The sequence below is a fragment of the Bacteroides cellulolyticus genome, assembly GCF_025567135.1.
Classification (GTDB): Bacteria; Bacteroidota; Bacteroidia; order Bacteroidales; family Bacteroidaceae; genus Phocaeicola; species Phocaeicola cellulolyticus.
The window spans coordinates 287,648-307,799 of the sequence record NZ_JAOQJJ010000001.1 but is presented as its reverse complement, the minus strand read 5'-3'; the positions used below and the strand labels follow the sequence as shown (position 1 = coordinate 307,799).

Genomic DNA, 20,152 nt, shown 5'->3' with positions numbered 1-20,152 from the left:
TCGTTTGTGAATTACAAAAGTACTAATATTTTCATTTAAAACTATATTTCTATCACTTTTTTTGGTTAAGTTGATAAAATTTTGAACTAAAACAATTCCAACTGTATGTTCCCTTTTGCTTTTTTCGGCTTTTCTTCCACCGTTTCAGGAACCACAGCTTCTGCAGGCTTGTCTTCCTTCACAGTAGTCTTTTCAGCATTTTCTATCAACTCCAGGAATTCTTTTTCGTCCATAATCTTTATTCCCAGTTTCTGTGCCTTTTCCAGTTTGCTTGGCCCCATATTCTCACCTGCCAGAATGAAACTTGTCTTCTTCGAGATACTTCCCACATTCTTTCCTCCGTGCTTCTCTATGATGTCCTTGTATTCGTCCCTTGAATGAACGGCAAATACTCCGCTTATCACTATCGACTGCCCCTCAAGGATGTTCGATACAGCTGCTGTTTCTTCGGCTTCCATTTCCATTTTCAGTCCCGCAGCTTTCAGTCTGGTCACCAGTTCACGGTTCTTTTCGCTGCTGAAGAAATGTATTATACTCTCCGCAATTTTCTCTCCTATTTCGTCTATGGCCATAAGTTCTTCCTTGGTGGCCGACATCAGAGTGTCAATATTTTTTATTGAGCGTGCAAGCTTTTTCGCCACTGTCTCACCCACGAATCTTATACCCAGAGCAAACAATACCCTTTCGAAACTTACCTGTCTCGAAGCTTCCAGACCTGCCATGATGTTCTGTGCCGATTTCTCTCCGAATCGCTCCAGGCGTGCAATATCCTGCTCGCGCAGATTATACAGGTCGGCTGCATTGCCTATCATTCCTTCCTGATAGAACAAGTCAACCGTTTCAGGTCCCAGTCCTTCTATGTTCATGGCCTTACGGCTTATGAAATGCTCTATCTTGCCCTTGATTTGCGGAGGACATGAATCCTCGTTCGTGCAATAATGTGCCGCTTCGTCATCAAATCTGGTCAGCGGTTCTCCACATTCCGGACAGTGCGTGATGAATTTCACAGGCATGCTGTCAGGAGTTCTCGAAGCAATATCCACCCCCGTTATTTTCGGGATGATTTCGCCTCCCTTTTCCACATAAACCATGTCACCCTCGTGCAGATCCAGACTCTCTATAATGTCCGCATTGTGCAGCGATGCTCTTTTCACTATCGTACCCGACAGCTGTACCGGATCAAGGTTTGCCACCGGTGTTATGGCTCCCGTACGTCCCACCTGGTATGTCACCTTCTGCAGCTTCGTCAGAGCCTTTTCCGCCTGAAACTTATACGCTATGGCCCATCGAGGCGATTTCGCCGTATATCCCAGGTTCTTCTGCTGTCTGATGGAGTTCACTTTCAGTACAATTCCGTCGGTAGCCACAGGCAGGTTCTTTCTTTCCGTATCCCAGTATTTTATGAAGTCGAACACCTCCTGCAGAGTCTTCACCTTGCGTGTAGTGTCCGAAATCTTGAATCCCCATTTGCGTGCTTCCTGCAGATTTTCGTAATGTCCGTCACATGGCAGGTTGTCCCCCAGAAGATAATAAAGATATGCGTCAAGCTTTCTCGATGCCACTACAGACGAGTTTTGCAGTTTCAGCGTACCCGAAGCCGCGTTTCTCGGGTTGGCAAACAGAGGCTCCTCGCGTGCCTCACGTTCCTTGTTCAGCTTCTCGAACACCTCCCACGGCATAAGTATCTCACCTCGTATCTCGAATTCCTTCGGATAGTTGTCACCTTTCAGAACCAAAGGAATGGTGCGTATGGTCTTCACGTTGTTTGTCACATCGTCACCTTTCACTCCGTCTCCACGTGTCACTGCACGCACCAGCTTGCCGTTCTCGTAAGTAAGTGATATCGAAGTGCCGTCGAATTTCATTTCACAGCAAATTTCGAAGTCCTCGTTAAGCGATTTTCTCACCCTCTCATAGAAGTCCGTAACCTCCTCCTCGGAGTATGTGTTGCCCAGCGAAAGCATAGGATACCTGTGTTCCACCTGCACGAAATCCTTGTTGATATCGCTTCCCACCCTCATTGTAGGTGAGTTCTCGTCATATGTTTCCGGATATTTGGCTTCCAGATCCTGCAGTTCGCGCATCATGTGGTCAAACTCGATGTCGCTTATCACAGGCGAATTCAGTACATAGTAATTATAATTATGTGTGTGAAGCTCTTCACGCAGCTGATATATTCTTTCAATTTCAGGATTTGTCATAATATTTACGATGTTAGCAATGCAAATTTAGCAAAAAAACTCATCCTGCCGCCATAAGTACGGAGGATAATGTGTATTTTTGCAACTACTAACAACAAAGAACCAACCACTACATATGAGAATAGACATTATAACAGTATTGCCTGAGATGATTGAGGGCTTTTTCAACTGCTCGATAATGAGCCGTGCGCAGAAAAAAGGTATTGCAGAGATTCACATCCACAATCTTCGCGACTATACTCTCGACAAATACCGTCGTGTTGACGATTATCCTTTCGGCGGTTGTGCCGGTATGGTGATGAAGATAGAGCCTATCGACCGTTGCATCACAGCCCTTAAGGAACAGCGTCATTACGATGAAATAATCTTTACAAGTCCCGACGGCGAGAAGTTCGACCAGCCTATGGCCAACACTCTTTCCCTGAAGGAAAATCTCATGATTCTTTGCGGACATTTCAAGGGAATCGACTACCGTATCCGTGAACATTTCATCACCAAGGAAATAAGCATAGGCGACTATGTCCTCACCGGTGGCGAGCTTGCAGCTGCTGTCATCACCGACGCCATCGTACGTATCATCCCGGGAGTGATTTCCGACGAGCAGTCAGCCTTGTCCGATTCTTTCCAGGACAATCTTCTGGCTCCTCCTGTATATACCCGTCCTGCCGAATACAAAGGTTGGAAAGTACCAGATATCCTTCTTTCAGGTCATGAAGCGAAGATACGCGAATGGGAATTCCAGCAGTCGCTCGAACGTACCAAACGCCTTCGTCCGGACCTGCTTCAGGATTAAGAAAAAGTGATATAGTAATAATATAAGGTGTAAAAACAGAAATCCCGTGAAACATTCAGTGATTGCTTCACGGGATTTTAATTTATCTAGAGTATTACTTTACCTTCTCACACCTCCAGTGCCCCGATAATATCGCGTACCGATGAATATCCGTGGCGTTCCAGATAGTCGTTGATACCTTCAGCCACTTTCACTGTAATGGCAGGATCGATAAAGTTTGCAGTACCAATCTGGATGGCAGTTGCACCTGCAAGCATGAACTCTACAGCGTCTCTCCAGTTCATGATACCGCCCAGTCCGATTACAGGAATCTTCACAGCCTTAGCCACCTGCCAGACCATTCTCAGAGCGATAGGTTTCACTGCAGCACCGCTCATACCTCCGGTGATAGTCGAAAGCACCGGTTTGCGCTTTTCGGCATTGATAGCCATACCCAGCAGAGTATTGATAAGCGACACGCTGTCCGCACCTGCACCTTCAGCCGCACGGGCTATTTCAGTGATGTCAGTCACGTTAGGCGAGAGCTTAACGATAAGAGTTTTCTTGTAAACATCTCTTACTGCTTTTACCACCTCTTCGGCACCCTTTGCAGTCACACCGAAAGCCATACCTCCCTGTTTCACGTTAGGGCAAGAGATGTTCAGTTCGATAGCCGGAATGTTCTCCAGTTCGTTGATGATACGTGCAGTTTCCGCATAGTCTTCAATCTGCGAACCCGACACGTTCACTATCATGTTAGTCTTGATATCCTTGATCTTCGGATAGATGCTTTCCACGAAATAATGTACACCCTTGTTCTGCAGTCCCACAGCGTTCAGCATACCCATCGGAGTCTCTGCCATACGCGGATAAGGGTTACCTTCGCGGTGATGCAGTGTAGTACCTTTCACTATGATACCGCCAATCTTTTCCAGGTCCACGAAATCTTCGAATTCCAGACCGTAGCCGAAAGTTCCCGATGCAGTCATCACCGGGTTAGCCATGTTCAGCTTTCCTATGTTTACGCTTAAATCTGCCATAATAATTTCTTATAATTAAATACCGGACCCTCTTTACATACACACACGTGACCTTCCTGAGTGTTCTCCACGCAGCACAGACATGCACCTACGCCGCACGCCATTGTATTCTCCAATGACACCTCACATTCAATGTCGTTCTCCTTCGCATATTTAGCCACAGCCATCATCATAGGTTTCGGACCGCATGTATAAATCATGTCGAACTTCACATTCTTCAATACACTGTGCATAGTCACATAACCCTTTTCGCCGGCCGAACCGTCTTCGGTAGTGGTATAAACCTCACCCAAAGCCTTGAACTCGTCAAGTTGCAGAAGGTCGTTTGCCGAACGTGCTCCCAACAGGAATACAGGCTTGCAACCCATCTTCTTCAGAGCCTCGCCCATGTACAGCATAGGAGCGGTACCAACACCTCCGCCCACAAGCAGAAGCTTCTTTTCTGTACTTTCAGGCATTGTAAATCCGTTGCCCAGCGGAAGAACCACGTTCACCGTATCACCTTTTTCCACAGTGGCAAGTTTTCTTGTTCCGTCGCCTACCAGTTGTACAAGGAACCACACTTCGTTATTTGCGCGGTCAACATAGTTTATTGAAATCGGACGTCGCAGGAAAGTCGTGTTCGAACCGTCGATACGTATTTCCGCAAATTGTCCGGGAAGCATTTCAGGAAGCGGTTTGTCCTGTGTCAGCTTTATGAGAACATAGTTGTTGTGCAGACGTATGTTCTCTGTTACAGTCAAATCTAAAATGTATTTTTTCATAAAAAACCGGATAAAATCATTTTGGATACAAAGATAGTGCAAACCGAGTGAAGTACAAAGTGAAAACTCCGTTTTCAACTTTTAATTCCGAGGTGCTGCCTGTCTTATTATATATAAGGTGTAACTCCTCTGCAGATCTGTTAAAGTTCAGTCCCGTATTTACTTGTTTTCCGGTTTGAACACCTCAAAAGTGCCGTTATCATAGAAAATTCTTATTTCAGTGATTTTCGGAGCAGGCTTTTCTATATATCTAACCACCTCTTTTTCAGATTCTTTAGGTGCATAAGCAGGTGTTTCCGATGGCTTCTCCTTGCGAAAATCGAAATAAAACTGCCCGCTGCCCGTGTTTTCCGGATTCTCGGCGTTTTCAAACAGAGGCATGCCGCCTGTTCTTTCCGGGCTATCGTCTGCTGTTGCATGGTCGTTCCTGTCGGACATGTCTTTTTCCGTGTCCGAAGTGTACATGTTGCCTTCACCGTACAAAATCCAGTTAAGGCTTATCGAAGGGAATGATTTGTGGATTCGCTTCACCACATCCAGACTCGGATTGTTCCTTCCGCTGAATATATGCGATAGCGACGATGTCGAAATTCCTATTTTATCTGCGAAGTCGGCGTTGCTTAAACCTGCCGAACGCATGATTTGGATGATCCTGTCCTTCATTTACAAATGGAATTATAAATTTTTATTTCGTTACAAAGGTAAACATAAGATTTTACAAAACAAAATTTACAACAATAAATGTAAATATTACAAATGTAAATACAAATGTAAATCATATACAAGAGTAAAACTTTACAAGTGTATATTCCTTTAATCTTAACTTTGTATATTATAGCTAATATCTTGATTATATATCAGTTACATATATGTATAAATGTACATTCAGACCGTATTTGCCCATATATGGCCTTTTTCTGTATATCACTTAAAGCCAATTCTTGCATATTTCGTCTAAGTATCTGAAATATAGTGTGTTATATCTGTGTATATCCTATGTAAACTTATACATTTACACATGTGAAGTGTTTAGTAGTCAATTAGTTACAGTTGTATTCCCTACCCTATTACAATTGTATATCCGCTTATAATTGTCATGAAATTTACTTTTGTATATACAAATGTTACCTATTTACATATGTAATTTTACAATAATAAGCGTCTTTACTCATTACAGATGTAAACCTCACTACCGTTTATTTACAAAATCGCTGAGAATTGAAAATTTCCGTACAGATGTATATTTGCCCGTAAATTTTAAAATCTCGTGCCATTTGCCATTTGTATGTGTATAGGCACAAAAAAAGCCCCATCCCTGTAAGGATAGAGCTTCTGTTATGCTGTTTTTGCTATATTCCGTAATATTCTACCGTCTCTTGACCGTAAACATCAGTGTAGAATGAAATAGACGAGTTCTCTGAGCAGTTCTCCCGGCGACAGTGATACATTACCTATTCCTTTCGATCGTGCGTCACAGAGCCTTATTTGCGTTATGATGTTCATCACCTTCACACCCGTATAAGCTTTCATGCCCGCGATATACTCTTTTGCCAGCCATGGCGACTTCAGTCCCAGGTAAGCCGCCAAACCGTTTTCAGTGCGTTCCGGCGCGTAATACGCCACCATCAGGTTCGAGAAGTAGTTGAACAGCAGCGCCAGTGTAGGCTGCAGCGGATTACTCTTCGGATTATCGCTGAAGTACTTCACAATCTTGTTCGCCTTCAGCGTATCCTTCGTTATAAGCGCGTTTTTCAGCTCGAAGTTGTTATAGTCCTTGCTTATACCGATATTCCTTTCTATCTCCACCGGAGTGATCCTGTTCCTGTCCTTAGGCATCGTGATGATAAGCTTGTCCAGTTCCCCCGCCAGTCTGTTCAGGTCGTTTCCCACGAATTCCGCCATCAGTTGTGCCGCTGTGTCGTCAATCTCCATCTTCCGCCTTTTCATGTACGTCGTGATGAATCCCGGCAGCAGATTTTCCTTCAGCTTCTTCGATTCGAACACCACGCCGTTCTTTTCTATCTCCGCCACAATCTTCTTCCTTCTGTCCAGAGTGCCGTGCTTGTAGCAGAACACGAGGATAGTCGATGTAAGCGGTTTCTGCATGTAGAACGACAGCTCCTCCCACGATCTCAGGTTCTGCGCTTCCTTCACCACCACCACCTGATGTTCCGACATCATCGGATACCGTTTCGCGTTGTTCACCACGCTCGCCATGTCAGTATCCAGACCATACATAATTGTCAGGTTGAATTCCTTCTCGTTTTCGTCCAGCGCTTTTTCCACTATGTAGTCCGAAATTCTGTCTATGTAGTAGTCCTCTTCACCCATCAGCAGATAGACCGGTGCGAACTTTCCGTTCTTTATGTCCTTGGCTATATCTTCGTAAGTCATGATTTCTTTAAATTATTCCGTGTTGGTTTTAGGGTTTCATCCCGTTTTATTAACTTTGTCGTTGATAAATTTCCGTTACAAAAATTGTATCGGACAAAACAATTAATGCAAATATACGAAATGTTATCATTAAACCTGCCATTCGCGCCTCTTAAAATTGCCGACGTCAGCGGCAAGAAACAAGTGTTTGATATTTTGAGGAAGAAATACGTAGCCCTTACTCCCGAAGAATGGGTACGCCAGCATTTTGTCCACTACCTCATCACTCACCGCGGCTATCCGTCCGGACTCCTTGCCAACGAAGTCAGCATAAAGCTCAACTCCACATCGCGCCGTTGCGACACCGTGCTTTATTCCCCTTCGCTTTCTCCCCGCATGATAGTCGAGTACAAGGCCCCCGATGTAAATATTTCTCAACAAGTTTTCAATCAGATTACCCGTTACAACATAGTTCTCAAGGTCGATTATCTGATTGTCACCAATGGCATCACCCATTACTGCTGCAAGGTCGATTATAACAGCGGCCGCTGCACATTCCTTCCATCCGTTCCCCTTTACACCGATTTGTAAAAAAAACGGACAGGACCGCACATGGAAATTGTTCCTCCACGTTTCCGGTCCTGTCCTTTATTATATTAGAAATTCACCTGTTTTCTTATTCGTCCTGGCTTGCCGAAGTTCTGGTTCTTCTTGTCGGTTTTGTTTCCTTCATTTCAGTTTCCACCGGAGCCACACCTGCAAGTTCCTGGTCAACCATGATTCTACCGCAGTACTCGCATACAATGATTTTCTTTCTCATTCTGATGTCAAGCTGTCTCTGAGCCGGAATCTTGTTGAAGCAACCGCCGCAAGCACCTCTCTGCACGTAAGTGATACCAAGTCCGTTTCTTGAGTTACCTCTGATACGTTTGAAAGCCTGCAGAAGTCTAGGTTCGATACCCGCTTCGATAGCCTTTGCGTTTTCTCTCAGTTTTTCCTCTTCCTGTTTTGTTTCGGCTATGATTTCGTCCAGTTCGTTTTTCTTGTCTTCCAGATCCTTTGTTCTTTCTTCAAGAGTGTTCTGGCTTTTCACTATCTCTTCTTCTTTAGCCTTGATTGAAGCGTTAGCCTCTTTTATTCTCTTTTCGTTCAGTTCCACTTCCAGCGACTGGAATTCAATTTCCTTAGTCAGCACGTCATATTCGCGGTTGTTTCTCACGTTGTCCTGCTGAGTCTTGTATTTTTCAATAGAAGCCTTTGCAGATTCGATGTCAATTTTTCTTGTAGCCACATTCTGCTTCAGTTCCTCTATTTCAGTCTTGATTTTTTCGATACGTGTGTTCAAGCCTGTTATTTCGTCTTCCAGGTCTCTTACCTCAAGTGGTAATTCTCCTCTCAGTGTCTTGATTTTATCCATTTCAGAAAGGATAGTCTGCAGTTTGTACAGAGCTTTAAGTTTCTGTTCTACGCTTACTTCCGAAAGGTCTTTTTTTGCTTCTTTAGCCATAGTCTTATAAATATTTAATAGGGTTCGTATTAATTCTTGTCAGTTCAGTTCTCAGCGACGGGAATTTTCTGTTCAGCAAGTCCTGAATTATTTCCTTCGTATATTGTTCGCTTTCGTAGTGTCCTATTTCCGCTGCCAGAATCTTGTCTTCGTAGTAGAAATAGTCATGATACTTTATTTCTCCTGTCACGAACGCGTCGGCATGCTGTTTCACCGCCTTTTCCATCAGGAACGCACCTGCACCTCCGCAGATTGCCACTTTCGTTATCAGCCGTCCCATCAGTTTCGTGTGCTTCACGCATCCCGTTTCAAACGTCTTCTTCACGTGTTTCAGGAATTCCGTTTCCGTCATCGGTTCCTCCAGCTCGCCAATGGCACCCGCTCCGGCAGTCAGCCATTCCGGCATCTTCCTGTCGCCCGTATCGTTCTTGCAGCCGTCTTCCTGCTGCATATACTCTTTAGGGTCCAGCACCGTAACGTTCTTCAGTCCTATTTTCTCAGCTATCTTATAGTTCACCCCGTTAGGCGCATTATCCAGGTTTGTGTGCATCGAGTAGATTGCTATCTCGTTTTTTATAGCCGTCATGATGCACCTTTCCGTATAGTCCTTTCCGGTGATCGACTTATATCCTCTGAACATCAGCGGATGATGCGATATAATCAGGTTAATTCCCTGATTTATAGCTTCTTCCACCACCTCTTCAGTAACGTCCAGACACAATAAAGCCCCTGTAGCTTCCACGTCTGTCAATCCCACTTGCAGTCCGGCATTGTCAAATCCGTCTTGCAGGGGCAGAGGCGCGAATATCTCAAGGGCGTCAATAATTTCCTTAATTTTCATATTTGCGAATAAATTCACTGCAAAAATACAAACAAAGTGCGTTGAATAAATTACGGGACGGGAAAAATTAAGATTTTTTTGCAGAATATTTCTCTTCACAGAAAAATACACTATATTTGCAGTAGCGAAACGGCTGTTTCCGAAACAGCTGTTTCGGAAATCAGAATAAAAAGGAATAAGTCTATGAAATTTTTTGACAGAACAGAAGAAATTGCGTCTCTTCGTGAAATTCGAGAGATGGCAAAAAATAACGCACAGTTTACGGTAGTTACCGGACGGCGACGTATCGGCAAAACATCACTGATATGGAAAGCATATGATGATGCTCCCATTCTATATTTCTTTGTCGCTCGCAAAGCGGAAAGTGATTTGTGCGAAGACTATCGGCTTGAAATTGAAAACAAGTTGGGAATCCCTACTATAGGACGTGCCGAACATTTTGCCGATATGTTCGAGTTTCTGATGAAACTTTCAATAGAACGTCCGGTCACGCTGTTTATTGATGAATTTCAGGATTTTTTTCGTGTGAACAAGTCTGTGTACAGCGACATGCAGCGCATTTGGGACATATACAGTCCGAAAGCTCATATGAACCTGATTGTTTGTGGTTCAATTTATTCCATGATGACGAAGATATTCAAGGACAAAAAAGAACCGTTATATAACAGACAGACACGTTTTATGACTGTACGTCCGTTTACGCCATCTGTTTTAAAGGAAATTCTGTCTGAATATCATCCTGGACACACGTCAGAAGATCTTTTGGCTCTATATTCTTTTACCGGAGGTGTAGCAAAGTATGTACAGTTGCTTGTCGATGCCGGAGCAACGAGCAAGGAAAGAATGTTGGAACAAATCGTAAAGGCCGATTCCATTTTTCTTGGAGAAGGTAAATCCATACTTATTGAGGAGTTTGGCAAAGACTACGGGATTTATTTTTCTATTCTTTCAGCTATAGCAAGAGGTAAAACCTCCCGTTCGGAAATAGAAAGTGTAGTTGGTAGGGAAATAGGTGGCTATCTGACAAAATTGGAAAACGAGTACGAAATTATCGCCAAGAAGCAACCCCTGTTTGAAAAAAGCTCCACGAAGAATGTCCGATATACTATAGAAGACAATTTCTTCACATTCTGGTTCCGTTTTATATATAAATATAGCTATATGTTGGAAATAGAGAACTACGAGAGTTTGAAGACAATTATAAATCGTGACTACGAAACATTCAGCGGTCTGATGCTGGAACGTTATTTCAGGCGCGTGCTTATCAACCGTCAAGCCTATACGCGAATCGGCGGATGGTGGGACCGCAAAGGTGAGAATGAAATAGATATTGTGGCAGAGAACGAGTTGGACAATCAAGCTACCTTCTTCGAAGTAAAACGTAAGGCTGGAAACATTGACATTGAAGTGCTGAAACAGAAGGCATCAGCTTTCTTGCGTGCCACTGGCGAGCTCAAAGGATATGACATATCTTATAAGGGACTGTCAATGGATGATATGTAATACTACAAATAACGGCGTGAACACCATTTTGTGCACACGCCGTTATTTGTAGTATTTTCTCCAATCAATACGCTCTCGCGAACAACACTCTTCTTGCCGAAGGCTTTCCTGTCACCATATCCACACCCGGAGTCAGGCTTTCCTCGTCAGCTTCGAAAGGCAGACATCTGATAGTAGCCTTAGTCTCTTCCTTGATGCGTTCCTCAGTTTCTGTAGTACCGTCCCAGTGAGCCAGGATGAATCCACCCTTTTCAATCTGTTCCTTGAACTCATCGTAAGTATCCACCTTCACGATATGTTCGTTTCTGAATTTCAGAGCCTTCTGGTAGATATTGTTCTGTATATCCTCAAGCAGGTTCTTTACATATTCCTCTATGCCGTCGCATGAACGGGTTTCTTTCTCCAGAGTATCACGACGCATAACCTCCATAGTATTGTTTTCCAGGTCGCGTCCGCCCATTACCAGTCTCACAGGTACACCCTTCAGCTCGTAGTCAGCGAATTTGAATCCCGGACGCTTGTTGTCAGCGTTGTCATATTTCACAGAGATGCCCATGCTTCTCAGCTTGTTCACTATGCCGTCAACTTTCTCGTTTATCTGGTTCAGCTGTTCCTCGTTCTTGTAGATAGGAACGATAACCACCTGTATAGGAGCCAGATGCGGAGGAAGTACCAGACCGTTATCATCAGAGTGAGTCATGATAAGCGCACCCATCAGACGTGTAGATACACCCCATGAAGTAGCCCAAACATAATCCAGCTTGTTGTTCTTATCCACAAACTGCACGTTGAATGCCTTCGCGAAGTTCTGTCCCAGGAAGTGAGAAGTACCGCACTGCAGTGCCTTACCGTCCTGCATCAGACCTTCAATAGTGTAAGTGTCAAGAGCACCCGCAAAACGTTCGTTGGCCGATTTCACACCCTTGATAACAGGCACAGCCATGAATTTCTCGGCAAAGTCGCCATACACGTGCAGCATCTTCTGAGCTTCAGCTTCAGCCTCTTCTCTAGTAGCGTGAGCAGTGTGGCCTTCCTGCCACAGGAATTCCGCAGTACGCAGGAACAGACGTGTACGCATTTCCCATCTCATTACGTTCGCCCACTGGTTACACAGGATAGGCAGGTCTCTGTACGAGTTGATCCAGTTCTTGTAAGTACTCCATATGATAGTTTCCGAAGTCGGTCTGATGATAAGTTCCTCTTCCAGTTTTGCGTTCGGGTCAACAATCACTCCCGATCCGTCTTCGGCATTTTTCAGTCTGTAATGTGTCACTACAGCACATTCCTTAGCAAAACCTTCTACGTGTTCAGCCTCCCTGCTCAGGTATGATTTAGGGATGAGCAGCGGGAAATATGCGTTCACATGTCCTGTTGCCTTGAACATGTCATCCAGCTGTCTCTGCATTTTTTCCCAGATGGCATATCCGTAAGGTTTTATCACCATACATCCTCTCACAGGCGACTGTTCAGCCAGGTCCGCCTTGACCACCAGGTCATTATACCATTGTGAATAGTTTTCACTTCTTTTGGTCAGTTCTTTCAGTTCTTTAGCCATAGCTATTTTTATAATTTGTTTTATGAGTGTGCAAAATTAATAAAAAAAGCGTACAGTATCCCACAGTACGCCAAAAAAGTTATTCCTGATAGTCATAATACCATCTGAATGTATTTCCGAATTCCATTCTCATCCTGTTTCTTTCCTCGTCCTTCGATTTGTAGGTATCCATCTGCCTGTACCTGTATCTCTCCATCAGTTTGTGGCAGGTGCTGTCCTTGTCTTCAATTTCGAAGCTCCACTGCGGATTTTTCTCCTTATACATTATGGCCGCCTCCTTGAAATATCTTGTCAGCGAGTCCCCCTTAATCCTGAAGTCCGCCACAGCCTTTGCAAATCCGTCCATATCCTTCTGCAGCATAAGCCCCGCCAGATAATACAGTCTCGCATTGTAGCAGCTGTCCCCCTTGTATGCCATCCTTTTCAGATACTCCATTCTCCTTTCCCCCGGAGCAGGCCTTTCGCCTATCAGAGCATACACCGAGTCGTTCGTATATCTCAGGGTCTTGCTCGAGTCGTTGTCGAAGAACATCCCGTCAGATTTATAATATTGCGGATATTCGAACAGCAGTTCCCCCGTTTTCCCCTCTTTAGTCATGGCGAGCATCCTCAGAGCCGTGAGCGTCCTTGTGGTTCTCAGCGACTTTGCGGCACATTTCAGCGCCTTTTCGTTCATGTCCTTCGCCATCAGGTTCTCCATTCTCAGTTCGTTGTGCAGAAACCTGTCCGTGTTTCCCAGACACAATGTTCCCACCGACATCAGCAGCATCAGCGTGATGTTCCATATCATCGACTGCTGCAGGTCAGTGCCATGGCTTTTCGGTATTCTCAGCACCTTCCTTATCATCACCACCGCCACCACGAACAGAACCGTAGCCACAGGCATCACCCACCACCAGGCATATGAGAACCCCTCCATATACAGATTTCTTCCGAATCCCGTCATCGTCACCAGTCCCAGAAACGACGGCAGATAAGCCAGTGCGCTCACTCTTCCCCTGAGCCTCATTAGCAGGTTCAGTCCCCACCTCATTATCAGCAGGATGGTAATGATGATTATTGTTGCCGGCACTATATTGAATTCCTTGTAGCCGTGCGACATCGAATAATGTATAGCCTCCAGCAAGTCCTTTTGGAAATACCCCAGATAAACAGTTGCAAATATAATGAACAGCCCGCCGCACACCAGATTAGTCAGGCGTGCGGCAGTTCTGTTATATTTCCTGTAACCGTAATTTCTGTTGTATCCCATAATCAATTCTTAACTCTTTTCAGCACCACTGCAGTTCTTGCAGGCAGATAAAGTTTCAGCCATTCCTTCTTTTCCTTTGCATACATCGGATCGGCGCATGTAAAGTGAGTTATGCTGTCATCGTTGAAACCGAATCCTCCGAAATCCTTGCTGTCAGTGTTCAGCACCACCTTGTACGAGCCCTTAGGCACCAGGAATCCGTAGTCGGTGAACGATCTTGTCGGGCTGAAGTTGAATACGAAAATCAGATCCTTTCTTCTGTACGCCAGCACCTGATCGCCGTCGTTGTGCCATATTTCCACCACGTCAGTCTTCTGTATGTTCTTCACGCTTCTGATAGTTTCCACCATCTTCTGGTCGAAATCACCCAGATAGTGATAGCACAGCTCCTTGTTATCCACCAGGTTCCACTGTCTTCTTGCATATTTGTACGACCATCCGTTACCGTCTCTCGGGAAGTCAATCCATTCCGGATGACCGAATTCATTACCCATGAAGTTCAGGTAACCGCCGTTGATAGTCGAAGCCGTCAGCAGTCTTATCATCTTGTGCAGAGCCATACCCCTCTGTATCACGCCGTTCTCGTCACCCTTCTTGAAGTGCCAGTACATATCCGCGTCACACAGTCTGAAGATGATAGTCTTGTCGCCCACCAGCGCCTGGTCGTGGCTTTCACAGTACGAGATAGTCTTCTCGTCCTTTCTTCTGTTTGTCACTTCCCAGAACATGCTCGACGGTTTCCAGTCCTCATCCCTTCTCTCCTTGATAATCTTTATCCAGTAGTCAGGAATGTTCATCGCCATTCTGTAGTCGAATCCGTAACCGCCGTCCTCAAACGGAGCAGCCAGTCCCGGCATACCCGAAACCTCCTCGGCTATAGTGATAGCCCTGGGATTTATGGAATGTATAAGCTTGTTAGCCAGAGTCAGATAGCAGATTGCATTGTCATCCTGATGACCGTTGTAGTAGTCACCATAGTTGCAGAACGCCTCTCCCAGTCCGTGGCTGTAGTACAGCATCGAAGTCACTCCGTCGAATCTGAAGCCGTCGAACTTGAATTCCTCCATCCAGTACTTGCAGTTTGAAAGCAGGAAGTGCATCACCTGGTTCTTTCCGTAGTCGAAGCACAGCGAGTCCCACGCCGGGTGTTCCCTTCTGTCCCCCTGATAGAAATACTGGTTCGGATCACCTGCAAAGTTGCCCAGACCTTCCACCTCATTCTTCACCGCATGCGAGTGCACAATATCCATAATCACCGCGATGCCCATCTGGTGGGCAGTGTCGATAAGCTGTTTCAGTTCGTCCGGTGTACCGAATCTTGACGACGGAGCGAAGAAGCTCGACACATGATATCCGAAGCTGCCGTAGTACGGATGTTCCTGTATCGCCATAATCTGTATGCAGTTATATCCGTCCTTCGCAATTCTAGGCAATATGTTTTCTCTGAATTCGTTGTACGTACCCACCTTTTCCGCATCCTGAGCCATACCTATATGGCATTCGTAAATCATCAGTGGTCCCACATTAGGGATGAATACTTTCTTCTTGAATTTATATGGTTTTGCCGGATCCCACACCTGAGCGCTGAAAATCTTTGTATTTTCATCCTGCACCACTCTTGTGGCCCATGCAGGGATACGTTCTCCGCATCCGTTGCTCCAATACACTTTCAGTTTGAACAGGTCGCCATGTTTCATGGCCTTTCCCGGCAGTTCTATTTCCCAGTTTTCGGTTTTCTTGATTTTGTTCAGTTTATACTCCGGTGTCTCCTTCCATCCGTTGAAGTCACCCACCAGATATATGGCAGTGGCATTCGGGGCCCATTCCCTCAGTACCCATTTAGTCTCTTTCCCCTCTTTGATCTTATGTAAGCCGAAATATAAATGTCCTGATGCGAATTCTTCCAGAGAGCATCTTTTAGTCAGTTCCTTTTCTTTTCTTATCACCATTTCGTGTCTTCCGTTAATGGCGTCTGCATATGGTTCCAACCACGGGTCATTTTTAATAATGTTCAAGACTTTGTCCATAATTATTTAAGTTTTTAAGTTCGTGAGTTTTTAGGTCAGTCCGTTGAAATCTGACCTCCCTACCTACAAAAATACATTAATTTTTCAAGGAAAGGAAAAAAAACTAAAAAAAAAGCCCTAAACCCCTCCTTTTTGTTATGATTTTACATTTTTTTGTCATCCAGGAGCCTTCCATTCTTAAAAGTTCCTTTTCTGATGACTTTTCCTCCGGCATCCTTTTCTATGAATTCCCCGTCTTTTTTGCCGTTCTTGAATTCACCTTCGAACACCGTTCCGTCCTTTTCAGTCAGCACGCCCTTTCCGTGTTCCTTTCCTCTCACGAAGTCACCCGTATATACCGAGCCGTCAGTCATCTTCAGCTTGCCTTTTCCTTCGGCCATGTTGTTCTTCCAGCTGCCTTCGTATATGTCGCCGTTCGCCCAGACGTACCTTCCGTGTCCGTTCCTTTCGTTGTTCTTCCATTCTCCGGTATAGACAGCCCCGTTCGCCCATTTGAACGTCCCCTTGCCGTCCTGCTTCCCGTTTCTGAACTCACCCTCGTAGGTATTTCCGTTCGGGTACGTATATACCCCCTTTCCGGTTCTTTCCCCGTTGGCGTATTTCCCTTCATATCTCTCACCGTTGTGGAAATAATACACTCCGTATCCGTCCTGTACGTCCTCCTTCCATTCTCCGGTATATCTGTCTCCGTTGGTATAGACGAACGTCCCTTTTCCGTGTCTGAAACCGTCTTTCCATTCACCTTCGTATTCCGACCCGTCTTCCCAGGTCATTTTTCCTTTTCCATCCTTCAGGTCGTTTCTCCATTCCCCCTCATACACGGCTCCTCCTGTCCAGACATATTTCCCCAGTCCGTTCCTTTTGCTTCTGCTCCACGTTCCCGTATATATGTCTCCGTTGAAGTAGTCCATCACACCTTCACCCTCCTGCATGTCCTCCATCCACGTACCCTTGTACATGTTGTTGTTCGCAAAGTAGTAAGTGCCCTGTCCCTGCTTCATGTCCTCGCTCCATTCTCCTATATACCTTTCGCCGATGTTCAGCATCATCGTGCCCTCACCATTCCTTTTGCCTTTGGTATATTCACCCTCGTACATGTCGCCGTTCGGATACACCGTCCTTCCCATGCCGTTCGGTTTTCTCCTTTTCAGCTGTCCGGAATATTCCGCCCCGTTCTTAAACTTATAGTATCCCACGGCCAGTTGTGCTTCCGCCATTCCGCACGCCATCATCACACACACAGCCAACCCGTATATTCTCAAATTCATAATCCTTCCTTTCTTTTGAAAATTAAACATTGCCCGCCACTATCTCGACCATTCCGTTCCAGTCCAGATACTTTTCCGCCAGCTCCATAATCCTTTTCTCCGTTATATTCTTTATCGACTCCACTGATCTGTCGAAGAAATTCTCGTCCGTACCGGCAGTATGCACATAAATCCACGCCTCCGTTATCGACAGCGCGTTCTCGTAAGCCCTGCAGATGTCCCCCATCATATAGTTCTTCACCATGTTCAGTTCATCCCTGTCGGCAAGCGTGCTCTTCAGCCTGTCCGTCTCCGCCTTTACCTCTTTTATAACGCTCTCCACATACTCGTTGCCCGTCTCCGTGCTTATCACCAGCATGCTCAGTCCCGGATACGACACTATTCCCGAACCTATGCCGTAGGTATAACCCTTGTCCTCCCTGATGTTCTTCATCAGCCTGCTTCCGAAGTATCCGCCCATAATAGTGTTCAGCACCTTCAGGTCGAGGAAATCCTCATGCATCCTGTCCGGCAGGAAACAGCCAATCTTCACCGAGCTCTGCATTCCGTCCTTTTTCTCCACAGTCACCCTCTTCTGCACAGCCCCCCTCGGTTCCGGCATCACAGGATTGGTCTTCTTTCTGTTCTCGCCCCATGGAGTATCCCCGAAATGCTCCTCAATGCACTTCAGCACCCTGTCCGTAACCCTTCCGGCCACGAACATCGTACAGTTGTCCGAGTAGTAGTTCTCCCTGTAGAAATCCTTCAGCATCTCCGCCGACAGCCTCTCGTAGTCCTCCGTCTCTGCAAATCTACCCAGCGGATGTTCCGGTCCGAACAGCTCCTTGTTAAGCCTTTTTCTCGCCATCACCTCCACTCTTTGTGCGTTCACCAGATACATCTGCTTGTTGGCTTCCGTCACAATCCTCAGTTCCCTTTCAGGAAACACAGGCTCCTTCACCATCTGTGCCAGCACCCCGATAGTCTTCTCAAAGAATTTCCCCAGCGAGTAAAGAGTGATGAATCCGCTGTTCACCGACGACGACAAGTCCAGCCATGCCCCGTAGAAGTCCAGTTTCTCGGCTATTTCAGCCGAAGTCATCTTCCTTGTACCCTCCCTGAGCATCCTGTTTGTCATCATGGCCTGTAGCGGGAAACTCTGGTCCAGCTGTCCGCTGCCAATCACCAGATCCAGTCTTATCACGTTCTCCATTCCGGTATCTATGATGTTGAGAGCCACACCGTTAGGCATGATTTTCTTTACCGGTCTTTTTATATTGAAATCGGCTATACAGTCGATAGCCGGCATAGTTCTTCTGTCCACTTTCGAAATTTATAATTGATTCATTGATATGCAAAATTACGAAGAAATTCATAAATTTGTATGCAAAATAATGCAAAAGAATACAATACCTTTCCAAAACCGCTGTCAAAAATGAAAACTTGTATCATATGTATCGGGTCAAATCACAACCCCTCCTCCAATATCACAAAGGCCGTTGAAACCCTGTCAACCCTTTTCCCCGACATCCTCTGGGGCGAAACCGTTGTCACCCCAGCCGAAGGCGTTTCCGTCCCCGTCCCCGACTATCACAACCGCGCCGCCGTCTTCACCACCAGCATGGGCATATCCGAGTTGAAACACCGCTTCAAGGAAATAGAAAAAGCCTGCGGACGCGGATCAGACTCCAAGTCCACAGGCATTGTACCTTTAGATATAGATTTGCTCCAGTACGATGGAGAAATACTCAAGCCCCGTGATATGCAGATGGGGTATGTCAGGAAAGCGCTGGAAGATATAATATTACCGAACCAATGATTGATAAAGTTAAACTGAAATCTATAATTCTTCAATTTCAGTTTCAGTCAGTCCGGTCACCTTTACTATTTGTTCCATAGGAATCCCTATTTCTTTCATAGTGCGGGCATTTCTTATTCTTTCTTCTGTTATACCTCTAGTTATGCCTTCTGTTATGCCTTCTGTTATGCCTTCCGCTCTACCTTCAGCTCTACCTTCAGCTCTACCTTCGGCTATGCCTTTCGCTCTACCTTCCTCAATTCCTTTTTTCCATCCGGCCTCCCTTGCATCTTCTTCCACAATCCGGCTCACTCTATATCTGTCCAAAGCTTTGTCATACGCTATACGGTCTTCCAGCGAAAGATTTGCCACTGCCGCAAGTTCATTCAGTCTGTTAAACACCTGTTCTTTCAGCGCGTCAGGCATTCTGTTCCAATGTTGCATATTTTTAAGAGTATAAATAAGTTTGTCATATAAAGTTTCACATTCTCCGAGTTCCTTAGTGAAATACGGGAACTGCAGATAAATCTGTCTGAAGTGTGTATTGATAACCTTCCCGTTTTCACGGTCAGCAATTACTGTATCCGTGCGGAATTTTTCATCAAGTCCCGGCTCTTTGAAATTCATCAGGAAAATGCCATACACAGTCGATAATTTATACCTGGCCCCATAACTCTCTGCGTTAGGTTCACCTAGGAACAGTTCGTCATCATTCTTCACTCCAATGCCTTCATCTCCTGTTACCGGTTTCAGTTCCCGTTCCTTTTTCCTTTTTTCCCTGACATTCTCCACCTGCCTTCCTATAGCCCTGCACATATAGAACAGCGTACGGTCTATGAAATTACTGTGCGATCTGTTTTGCATTTCCACTATGATATATTCTCCTGTCGATGTCAGGCAATATAGGTCATAGATTATACCGGCATCATCGATATTGTCCGAATTGTTTTCCTTGTCCAGGAAAGTCAGATTTTCTATATGATGTTCTCCCTTTAGCAGTTCGTTCAGCAATGTGATGAGAAGTTCCTTGCTGGCCGGTTGCCCAAAAATGATTTTGAATCCCAGATCCGTAAAAGGATTCACAAAATGTCCCAAACCGATGTTCCTGTAACTCATATTCTAATACATTTCTATTTGATGCTGTACCCGCAAATATAATGTTATTTTGCAATCTAACCAAATTCGTCGCACAATGAAGGAAAATTAGTCAAATTGTAACTGGTCACCCTGTCCAAACAACTAAAAACTGACAACTCTTATTTAACAATCCAC

17 protein-coding genes are annotated in these 20,152 nt (G+C 45.2%); 4 read left to right on the top strand and 13 right to left on the bottom strand.

Annotation, left to right across the window (positions count from 1 at the left end; translation table 11 throughout):
* Positions 1 to 86: 86 nt before the first annotated feature.
* Complete coding sequence (ligA, locus tag OCV82_RS01300) at positions 87 to 2,201, bottom strand: NAD-dependent DNA ligase LigA (RefSeq protein ID WP_154042733.1); 2,115 nt, start codon at positions 2,199 to 2,201, stop codon at positions 87 to 89.
* 115 nt (positions 2,202 to 2,316) lie between these two features.
* Here ligA and trmD point away from each other — a divergent pair, with 115 nt between their 5' ends.
* The gene (trmD, locus tag OCV82_RS01295; RefSeq protein ID WP_154042732.1) at positions 2,317 to 2,994 is read left to right on the top strand and encodes a tRNA (guanosine(37)-N1)-methyltransferase TrmD; all 678 of its coding nucleotides are present in this window, start codon (positions 2,317 to 2,319) and stop codon (positions 2,992 to 2,994) included.
* A 107-nt stretch (positions 2,995 to 3,101) separates the two neighbouring features.
* Here trmD and OCV82_RS01290 read toward each other — a convergent pair whose 3' ends face one another.
* The 4 genes from OCV82_RS01290 to holA form a co-directional block, all read right to left on the bottom strand.
* Positions 3,102 to 4,013 carry a dihydroorotate dehydrogenase gene (locus OCV82_RS01290; RefSeq protein WP_154042731.1) on the bottom strand — a complete coding sequence of 304 codons (912 nt, stop codon included), beginning with the start codon at positions 4,011 to 4,013 and terminating at the stop codon, positions 3,102 to 3,104.
* Positions 4,001 to 4,777 (bottom strand): dihydroorotate dehydrogenase electron transfer subunit, encoded by a 777-nt coding sequence (locus OCV82_RS01285; RefSeq protein ID WP_154042730.1) that lies wholly within the window; start codon positions 4,775 to 4,777, stop codon positions 4,001 to 4,003. The genes OCV82_RS01290 and OCV82_RS01285 overlap by 13 nt, the downstream gene beginning before the upstream one ends.
* A 159-nt stretch (positions 4,778 to 4,936) precedes the next feature.
* The gene (locus OCV82_RS01280; protein WP_154042729.1) at positions 4,937 to 5,440 is read right to left on the bottom strand and encodes a helix-turn-helix domain-containing protein; all 504 of its coding nucleotides are present in this window, start codon (positions 5,438 to 5,440) and stop codon (positions 4,937 to 4,939) included.
* Positions 5,441 to 6,166: 726 nt separating this feature from the next.
* Complete coding sequence (gene holA / locus OCV82_RS01275; protein ID WP_154042728.1) at positions 6,167 to 7,171, bottom strand: DNA polymerase III subunit delta; 1,005 nt, start codon at positions 7,169 to 7,171, stop codon at positions 6,167 to 6,169.
* A 120-nt stretch (positions 7,172 to 7,291) separates the two neighbouring features.
* Between holA and OCV82_RS01270 the strand changes: the two genes are divergently transcribed.
* Entirely contained in the window at positions 7,292 to 7,741 is a 450-nt protein-coding gene (locus OCV82_RS01270; protein ID WP_154042727.1) for a type I restriction enzyme HsdR N-terminal domain-containing protein, read from the top strand.
* An 85-nt stretch (positions 7,742 to 7,826) separates the two neighbouring features.
* On the opposite strand, the gene OCV82_RS01265 is transcribed toward OCV82_RS01270, so the two are convergent.
* Complete coding sequence (locus OCV82_RS01265; protein ID WP_154042726.1) at positions 7,827 to 8,657, bottom strand: zinc ribbon domain-containing protein; 831 nt, start codon at positions 8,655 to 8,657, stop codon at positions 7,827 to 7,829.
* A gap of 4 nt (positions 8,658 to 8,661) precedes the next feature.
* Entirely contained in the window at positions 8,662 to 9,498 is an 837-nt protein-coding gene (locus tag OCV82_RS01260) for a Nif3-like dinuclear metal center hexameric protein (protein ID WP_154042725.1), read from the bottom strand.
* Positions 9,499 to 9,681: 183 nt separating this feature from the next.
* On the opposite strand from OCV82_RS01260, the gene OCV82_RS01255 reads away from it, so the two are divergent.
* On the top strand, positions 9,682 to 11,001 hold the full coding sequence (locus OCV82_RS01255; RefSeq protein WP_154042724.1) for an ATP-binding protein: 1,320 nt from the start codon (positions 9,682 to 9,684) through the stop codon (positions 10,999 to 11,001).
* Between the two features lie 64 nt (positions 11,002 to 11,065).
* On the opposite strand, the gene proS is transcribed toward OCV82_RS01255, so the two are convergent.
* The 5 genes from proS to OCV82_RS01230 all read right to left on the bottom strand — a co-directional run bounded on the left by proS (position 11,066) and on the right by OCV82_RS01230 (position 18,391).
* On the bottom strand, positions 11,066 to 12,556 hold the full coding sequence (gene proS, locus OCV82_RS01250) for a proline--tRNA ligase (protein ID WP_154042723.1): 1,491 nt from the start codon (positions 12,554 to 12,556) through the stop codon (positions 11,066 to 11,068).
* A gap of 79 nt (positions 12,557 to 12,635) precedes the next feature.
* Complete coding sequence (locus tag OCV82_RS01245) at positions 12,636 to 13,808, bottom strand: DUF6057 family protein (protein WP_154042722.1); 1,173 nt, start codon at positions 13,806 to 13,808, stop codon at positions 12,636 to 12,638.
* A gap of 2 nt (positions 13,809 to 13,810) precedes the next feature.
* The gene (locus OCV82_RS01240; protein ID WP_154042721.1) at positions 13,811 to 15,835 is read right to left on the bottom strand and encodes an alpha amylase C-terminal domain-containing protein; all 2,025 of its coding nucleotides are present in this window, start codon (positions 15,833 to 15,835) and stop codon (positions 13,811 to 13,813) included.
* 143 nt (positions 15,836 to 15,978) lie between these two features.
* Positions 15,979 to 17,103 carry an MORN repeat-containing protein gene (locus OCV82_RS01235; RefSeq protein WP_154042720.1) on the bottom strand — a complete coding sequence of 375 codons (1,125 nt, stop codon included), beginning with the start codon at positions 17,101 to 17,103 and terminating at the stop codon, positions 15,979 to 15,981.
* A gap of 22 nt (positions 17,104 to 17,125) precedes the next feature.
* Entirely contained in the window at positions 17,126 to 18,391 is a 1,266-nt protein-coding gene (locus OCV82_RS01230; protein WP_154043067.1) for a M16 family metallopeptidase, read from the bottom strand.
* A 126-nt stretch (positions 18,392 to 18,517) separates the two neighbouring features.
* Between OCV82_RS01230 and OCV82_RS01225 the strand changes: the two genes are divergently transcribed.
* Positions 18,518 to 18,901, top strand: a complete 384-nt coding sequence (locus tag OCV82_RS01225; RefSeq protein WP_154042719.1) for a 2-amino-4-hydroxy-6-hydroxymethyldihydropteridine diphosphokinase — start codon at positions 18,518 to 18,520, stop codon at positions 18,899 to 18,901.
* Between the two features lie 21 nt (positions 18,902 to 18,922).
* On the opposite strand, the gene OCV82_RS01220 is transcribed toward OCV82_RS01225, so the two are convergent.
* Positions 18,923 to 19,996 (bottom strand): PD-(D/E)XK nuclease family transposase, encoded by a 1,074-nt coding sequence (locus OCV82_RS01220; RefSeq protein ID WP_154042718.1) that lies wholly within the window; start codon positions 19,994 to 19,996, stop codon positions 18,923 to 18,925.
* Positions 19,997 to 20,152 lie beyond the last annotated feature (156 nt).